Genomic DNA, 3928 nt, shown 5'->3' on the forward strand with positions numbered 1-3928 from the left:
ACAGTAGATTTACGGTGTATGCAAAACCGATGAGTGATCGAGATCCATTGTGGGAGCGAGCCTGCTCGCGAAGGCTGCAAAGGACCCTATCTGCGTCCGTTACCGACCGGCGCTCTGGCCGCCGTCGACGTGCAGGATCTCTCCCGTGATGAACTCTGCCGAATCCAGGAACACGATGGCGCTGGCGACTTCGCTGGCTTCACCCATACGCCCCAGCGGATGGAGGGTGCCCAGCATTTCGTAGTATTCCTTGTTGTGCATCGGCGTCTTGGTGATGCCCGGCGCAACGGCGTTGATGCGGATGCCTTGCTTGGCGTACTCAATCGCCAGCGCTCTGGTAGCGGCGTTCAAGCCACCTTTGGTCAGCGCCGCCAATGCCGTGTGCGCGCCGCTGATGCCGTTGTCTACGCTGCCGGTGACGGTCACAACATGGCCGCTCCCATGCTTTTCCATTTCGGCGATGGCCAGTTGGGTGATGTGATAGAAGCCCGCCATATTCACATTCATGACGGCGTTGAAGTCTCCGAGGGTGTTCTCGGTGAAAGGCTTGCCGATGTAGATGCCGGCGTTGTTCACCAGCGTGTCGACCCGGCCGAATCGCTCGACCGCTTCGCCAACGACACGCTGCGCCGTTGCCGGATCACCGATATCGCCCGCTACCGCCAGGATGTTCGGGTCGTCGGACGGCTTGATCGTACGAGACGTTGCGACGATCCGGTAGTCGAGCTTTCGAAACGCCTTGACGACTTCGGCACCGATGCCTTGTGACGCGCCGGTGACGATGACAACCTTTTGAGATGCACTCATGGGTTTACTCCAAAGAGGGACTTGTTTGTCGTTGACGCCGATTTGACTGGGAGTCTGTGGCGCCGGCGCGATCGACGCCGTCGCTGACTGCGCCGGCAAGGGCCCAGTTTAAAGAACCGGCCGGTGGCGTCTGCTATGCGTTGGTAATGGCGGTGGATACATGGGTATTAGGGCCTGGTACTCAAGTATGTGTGACGCTGCAAGCCAGTGTTCGAGTACGAATTGATCGCACTTGGCGTCAGCGTCGACAAATGAGTGAGAAGGGGAGGCGGAGTTCTTACGAAAAGCCCTGCAACCCGGAAAAATAGATCCGCCTCCTTTGTTGACGATAACTCCTGGATTGGCTCCGAGGCTGCGACCGGGTGGCTACAACTGCCATATCGATGGCATTTGAGTCCGACGCGGCGCAAATGTGCAGGCCAAGCGGCAAGTGATCCGGGTTTCGTCTAGAGTTTTCACACTGCTTGCTCTTAAGTATTCCGACAACTCAGGAAGGAAGAGATGAAGATAATTTTGGCCGCTGCAGCGTTTGCGATTTTGACTGGTTGTGCGTCTGGCACAATAAATACACTGAGCGAAAGTCGTTACGGATGTAGTGCCACCGGGAGTTTTTTTGATTTTTCAGCGGACAATGCAGTCGAGACATGCCGCAAAAAAATCGAACAGTTCTGTCAACGCAATGGTGCTCCACCCGTCATAGGGAAGATAATGTCAGAGCCTTCTGGCCCCGCTCGCTATGCAACAGCCGATATAAATTTTCAGTGCATGAGCGCGAAGGATGCGGAATTAAAACAAAAACAAATGGACGACATCAAAAACCACCAGATGAAGGCAAGTATTCAAAACGCCAAGGCAACATGTCAGCAAGACTTTGGGTTCACACCAAACACCCCTGAGTTTGGTAATTGCTTACTTCAGCTACAGCAGCAGAGAGCTGAAGATGAACGGGCAAAGGCGTACAGAGACGCAAGTGACGAGCGCGCGGAGGCCGCATTGGCCCAACAGCGGCGAGAGGCTGCAGATAAAAACTTTATGGGAGCCATGCAGATGATTAATGACAATAATAATAAAAACCTTGATCGACTGAATAATGGCGCCAGCAAAAATATAAACTGTACAAGCTCTTCTTATGGGGCGACTGTCCAAACAAACTGCTATTAAGGCTTTGGGTCGCAGCAGTTGCGATGACTAAATACGTAATCGGGGCAGATCACGTTTGTGAGTCGTGGTCTGATCCCATATCTCTACAAAGGCTTTTGACTCAAGCCTGAAGTTTATTTTTCGAAGCAAGTGCTATATTTGGTAAGCGCCTAAGCTACTATGCTCGATTCGCGCGAGCGCCAGTGCCTTGCTGTAGTGATGCAAGCCAGTGGACTAAGCCCGGCCACTATCCACCCAGTCTTATGAGGAATGCTGCATGAACATGATTTCATACTGGAAAAATCATGAAGAAATCCACGTTGATGAAGGGTTGGTCCTCATTATTGGTTGGTATGATCACAAGAACCAACATAATGGTGGAAGTAAGGCCTTGGGCGTTCATTGGGGCGATTACCCACAATCCAGAGGCGTGTTGAGCCCTTGTGTAATACCTGAATCTACGCGCAGCGCTATTTTGTCTGGACTTTTACATCAGGCCGTTTCCAGTTCGAACTTACAGCAGGTTGAGTCAGTTACTAGGGCAATTGAGTTTTTTCACTCGCCAACAAAAAAATGCGATTGACACTTTTCGTTTAATTCGCTTGACTCGCAAAGGCGACACATTTGTTGGTCCATTAGCTTAATTTTTTGATCCAAGGAGAAAGTCGTGCTATATCGGCTAATAGAACTCACGCAAGGTAATCTTGATAATAATCATCTGTACCTCTCCAGCGTTATAGGCTTTTTTCCGGCTGAGTCCATCGGCGGTCCTAATGCAAGTGAGATCGGCACGCAGGTAGAGATTCACTGCGGTATTGCGGAGCCGGTTTTCACAGATATTGCTGGTGACAAGAAGATTTTCAGAAAGCGCTCATGGGTTGGGGAGTTTTTCAAGTCCCATTCCTTGTCTGCCGGCAGCAAGGTAATAATTGAAAAGACAGGGGCCAATCGCTACCACATTTACCCGGTACGAACGTAATTTTCGAAAGATCACTTGGTGCTCAATCGGAAAGTGCCGACACAAGTTTAGTGCCTGGCTCCAAAGTCATTGAAAATTCTCATTGCAAGGGAAAAGGGGACAGATTTAGTTTCATGGGTAATAGACTTGTCCCTGAGCGATCCCAAGCCGACCAGTGAAATACCGATTTGACTAGGATAAAGGTGACAGATCTATTTATTACAATATGCCACTTCCCTTTGAATAAAATAAACGTGTTATGGAGTCATCATATGAAAGTCAGCAACCCACTGACAATTATCGCTATTTTCGCGGGTCTAGCCGAAACGCTTGCGTGTGTTGCACTAGTAAAACTACCACTAGAAATACAACAAATTTTTGTTTACTTCGTAATAGCCTTTCCGTCAGGAATAGTGGCTTTGTTTTTTTTTCGTCCTCTATTACAAAAATACCGTACTGTACGCCCCGAGTGATTTCGAAGACCAAAATCACTATCTTGAAGCTAACCAAATGAAAGAAACCGTCTCGATAAAAATCGAGGAAATTTTTGCAGAATTCAACAAAAAAGGTAGCCACCTTTCCAGAGAAGAAATAGAAAAAGCGAAAACAACCGTCGTAAATACCATCGATGAAGCCGCATCACGTTCACGAAGCGATCAGATTATAGACTTCCTTCAAGACACTCCAGCCACAACTATGCAACTTAGCCAAGCGCTAAGTATAAACCCCTCATATGCTTTCACAATTCTGAAAAAGCTTGAGCTAGAACAAAAAGTTTTACGCCGTAATTTACCCGGCACAACATCCCGCAGATGGGAGTTAAACAAAACGATTAACCCCTGAGCCCATACCGAAAAAACAAGACCATAAAAGGGGCAGATTTATTTTTCAGAAAAATAAATCTGCCCCCTTTTTTCTTATGCCCCCTTTTTTCTTATGCCCCCTTTTTTCTTAGTACCGTGCTTTCGATCGTGACGTTCTCTGCTGCGATCTACCTGATTGATGGTGGGCTGGCCGCCTGAA

At 48.9% G+C, this 3928-nt stretch carries 6 protein-coding genes; 5 read left to right on the forward strand and 1 reads right to left on the reverse strand.

All coding sequences use genetic code 11. The features are described 5' to 3' along the window. Positions 1 to 99: 99 nt before the first annotated feature. Positions 100 to 807, reverse strand: coding sequence for an SDR family NAD(P)-dependent oxidoreductase (locus tag ACW9HW_RS29355; protein WP_457402825.1), 708 nt, complete (start codon positions 805 to 807; stop codon positions 100 to 102). 501 nt (positions 808 to 1308) lie between these two features. Between ACW9HW_RS29355 and ACW9HW_RS29360 the strand changes: the two genes are divergently transcribed. The 5 genes from ACW9HW_RS29360 to ACW9HW_RS29380 all read left to right on the forward strand — a co-directional run bounded on the left by ACW9HW_RS29360 (position 1309) and on the right by ACW9HW_RS29380 (position 3748). Then, the gene (locus ACW9HW_RS29360; protein WP_095196061.1) at positions 1309 to 1968 is read left to right on the forward strand and encodes a hypothetical protein; all 660 of its coding nucleotides are present in this window, start codon (positions 1309 to 1311) and stop codon (positions 1966 to 1968) included. Positions 1969 to 2224: 256 nt separating this feature from the next. Next, positions 2225 to 2530, forward strand: a complete 306-nt coding sequence (locus ACW9HW_RS29365; protein WP_095196062.1) for a hypothetical protein — start codon at positions 2225 to 2227, stop codon at positions 2528 to 2530. Positions 2531 to 2614: 84 nt separating this feature from the next. Continuing rightward, on the forward strand, positions 2615 to 2926 hold the full coding sequence (locus ACW9HW_RS29370) for a hypothetical protein (protein WP_457402828.1): 312 nt from the start codon (positions 2615 to 2617) through the stop codon (positions 2924 to 2926). 251 nt (positions 2927 to 3177) lie between these two features. Further along, positions 3178 to 3378, forward strand: a complete 201-nt coding sequence (locus tag ACW9HW_RS29375; RefSeq protein WP_457402829.1) for a hypothetical protein — start codon at positions 3178 to 3180, stop codon at positions 3376 to 3378. Positions 3379 to 3415: 37 nt separating this feature from the next. Next, the gene (locus tag ACW9HW_RS29380) at positions 3416 to 3748 is read left to right on the forward strand and encodes a hypothetical protein (RefSeq protein WP_457402831.1); all 333 of its coding nucleotides are present in this window, start codon (positions 3416 to 3418) and stop codon (positions 3746 to 3748) included. The last annotated feature ends 180 nt before the right edge of the window (positions 3749 to 3928 follow it).

The sequence above is a fragment of the Pseudomonas sp. SDO5532_S415 genome (assembly GCF_054071155.1).

What these genes read in the sequence shown, in the direction of transcription:
- ACW9HW_RS29355 (WP_457402825.1), bottom strand. Translation starts at nt 807, where the DNA reads ATGAGTGCATCTCAAAAGGTTGTCATCGTCACCGGCGCGTCACAAGGC.
- ACW9HW_RS29360 (WP_095196061.1), top strand. Translation starts at nt 1,309, where the DNA reads ATGAAGATAATTTTGGCCGCTGCAGCGTTTGCGATTTTGACTGGTTGT.
- ACW9HW_RS29365 (WP_095196062.1), top strand. Translation starts at nt 2,225, where the DNA reads ATGAACATGATTTCATACTGGAAAAATCATGAAGAAATCCACGTTGAT.
- ACW9HW_RS29375 (WP_457402829.1), top strand. Translation starts at nt 3,178, where the DNA reads ATGAAAGTCAGCAACCCACTGACAATTATCGCTATTTTCGCGGGTCTA.
- ACW9HW_RS29380 (WP_457402831.1), top strand. Translation starts at nt 3,416, where the DNA reads ATGAAAGAAACCGTCTCGATAAAAATCGAGGAAATTTTTGCAGAATTC.